The following is a 2,845-nucleotide window of genomic DNA, read 5'->3' as shown; positions in this document are numbered from 1 at the left end:
GGCGGCGAGCATGCCGCCCGCGCCGAGCGCCGAGGCGATGGCGGTCGCCGCCGCCGCGCCCACCGCCCCCCAGGCCGGCAGCCCGAACGCGCCCGTCGCCAGCACCCAGGCGAGCACGCCGTTGATCGGCAGCACCGCGAGGTTGACCACCGTGACCCGCGCCGGGCGGCTCACGCCTTCGAGGAAGAAGCTCGTCGCGATGGTGACCAGCTGGAACGGATAGGCCAGCGCCATCACCTGCACCACCGGCGTGGTCGCCGACAGCAGGTCGGGCGCGACACCGACGCCGGCGAGCAACGGGGCGGCGAATCCGAACAGGATGGCGAAGCTCACCAGCCCCAGCAGCAGCGCGAGCAGCACGCCTTCGTGCAGCACCCGGCCCGTCTGGCGCAGATCTCCCGCCCCGTCGGCGCGGGAAACATGGACGAGGATGCCGGTCAGTGCGCCCAGACCCATCACGATTCCCGGGAAGGTGATCGTCCGGCTCGCGCCCAGCGCCGCCACCTGGTGGCTGCCCGCCAGCCCCACCACGACGACGTCCGTCACGTGCAGGATCGTCCAGTTGAGGCTGGTCAGCATCACCGGCCAGGCCAGCGCGAGGAGGCGGCGGGTTTCCGCGGCGACGGGGGACGCGATAGGCATGCCGGGGGGCATAGGCGCAAGCGATGCACCAAGAAAGCTGCACAAAACAGGTTGCCAGGCCCATTTCGCTTTGCTAGGGCCCGCTGCCTTACCAGCCGCTGGTATGGAAATGCCGGCGGAAATTCACGTGCGGTCGTGGCGGAACTGGTAGACGCGCAACGTTGAGGTCGTTGTGGCCGAAAGGCCGTGGAAGTTCGAGTCTTCTCGACCGCACCATGAATGTAAGAGGATGGGGGCTTCGGCCCCCATTTTCATATCCGCCCGAAACGGCGCGACAATTTCTCCCACAATCCGGCACAGTTTTGCGACATGTGCGTCGTACCCGCGGATCAAAGGGGCGGGCCTGCGGGCCCGCTTGTGATTCGGTAATGAGGGACGAACAACGATGAAGCGACTGGGGACCACCCTGGCGGGGCTGCTGGCGGGCGTATCGCCGCTGGCGGCGCAGGCGCAGACGAACACGCCACAGGCCGCTGCTACTCGACCGGCGCAGGGCACCCCGGCGGCGGAGGACCCCTATACGGACGAGATCGTGGTCACCTCCAGCGCCCCGCGCGGCGCGGTGCAGGGCGACATCCCCCCCGAGATCCAGCTGAACCAGGCCGATATCCGCGCGTATGCGGTCTCCTCGATCGCAGACCTGCTCACCGAACTCGCGCCGCAGACCGGCAGCGGCCGCGGTAGCGGCATGCCGGTGGTGCTGCTCAACGGCCGCCGCATCTCCAGCTTCGCCGAGATCCGCGACCTGCCGACCGAGGCGATCGAGCGCGTCGACATCCTGGCCGAGGAAGTGGCGCTGAAATTCGGCTATTCGGCCGACCAGCGCGTGGTGAACTTCGTGCTGCGCGAGCGATTCCGCGCCCTCACCACCGAGCTGGAAGGCAGCGTGCCGACCGAGGGCGGCAACAGCAGCCAAGAGGTGCAGGCCGACATCCTGAAGATCAACCGCGACCGCCGCGTGAATCTCGATGTGAAGTACGAGGGCAATTCCGCCCTGCTGGAAAGCGAGCGCAACGTGCTGCCGACGTTCGACGACGGCAGCGGCGTGAACCAGGCGCCCTATCGCACGCTCGTCGCGCCCAGCCAGGACCTGACGATCAACAGTTCCTACGCCCGCAATCTCAACCAGAAGGTCAGCGCGACGATCAACGGCACGCTGGAGGTGCAGCAGAACGAAGCGCTGCGCGGTCTGGCACTGTCGCAGACCGCCGCGCCGCTGGCGCTTTCCAGCGAGCCCAGCCCGCTCACCGCCAGCAGCCGCACCATCACCAGCCATCTCGGCACCACGCTAAACGGCGACGGGCTGCCGTGGAGCAGCCAGTGGAGCTGGTCGCTCACCGGCAATTACGACCGGACGACGAGCAAGACGATCACCGATCGCGGTTTCGATCTGCTGGGTGCCGCACGCCCCGCCGACCGGGGCAACTCGACCTCGAACGTCGGTACGGTCGACGCATTGCTGCGCGGCCCGCTCGCCAAGCTGCCGGCCGGCGACATCTCCACCTCGCTCCATTTCGGCGGAACGCTGAGCGGCTTCGACAGCACCGCGGTGCGTGCAGGAGTTCCGACCAGTGCGTCGCTCTCCCGCAACATCGCCAATGCCTCGCTCAACATCGACCTGCCGATCGCCAGCCGCCGGCGCGACGTGCTCCAGCCGCTCGGCGATCTGACGATCAACGGCAACGCCGCCGTGCAGCGCCTCTCCGACTTCGGCACGCTGACCACCACCGGCTACGGCGTGAACTGGTCGCCGCTGAAGCCGGTGCGGCTGATCGCGTCCTGGACCGATTCGGAGAGCGCGCCGACCACCAGCCAGCTCGGCGGGCCGGTGATCGCCAGCCCCAATACCCGCGTGTTCGACTATCGCACCGGGCAGACCGTCACGATCACCACCATTACCGGCGGCAACCCGTTGCTTCAGGCCGAGCAGCGCCATGTGATGAAGCTGGGCCTGGAACTGCGCCCGCTCGACAAGACCGACCTGTCGATCCGCGCCGACTATGTAGCCAGCCGGATCCGCAACGACACCACCTCCTTCCCCGCCGCGACCGCGGCGATCGAGGCGGCTTTCCCCGACCGGTTCGTTCGCGATCCCGACGGCGATTTGGTCAGCATCGACAATCGCGCGGTGAACTTTGCCGAGAACGACACCCGGCAGCTGCGCTGGGGCTTCAACCTGTCGATGCCGATCAGGTCGTCGCTG

General features: G+C 68.0%; 2 protein-coding genes and 1 tRNA gene. 2 read left to right on the top strand and 1 reads right to left on the bottom strand.

The annotated features are described in order from the left end of the window. A partial coding sequence (locus KK7_RS0118795) for an MATE family efflux transporter (protein ID WP_040599303.1) occupies positions 1-642 on the bottom strand: 642 nt, incomplete at its 3' end. A gap of 129 nt (positions 643-771) precedes the next feature. On the opposite strand from KK7_RS0118795, the gene KK7_RS0118790 reads away from it, so the two are divergent. Together KK7_RS0118790 and KK7_RS21245 are read left to right on the top strand one after the other, a co-directional pair. Beyond that, a tRNA-Leu gene (locus tag KK7_RS0118790) sits at positions 772-858 on the top strand. 169 nt (positions 859-1,027) lie between these two features. Further along, positions 1,028-2,845: TonB-dependent receptor (locus KK7_RS21245; protein ID WP_010546182.1), on the top strand; the 1,818-nt coding region annotated here is incomplete at its 3' end.

The sequence above is a fragment of the Sphingomonas elodea ATCC 31461 genome, from assembly GCF_000226955.1.
GTDB classification, from domain to species: Bacteria; Pseudomonadota; Alphaproteobacteria; order Sphingomonadales; family Sphingomonadaceae; genus Sphingomonas; species Sphingomonas elodea.
This window is presented reverse-complemented; position numbering and strand designations above follow the sequence as displayed.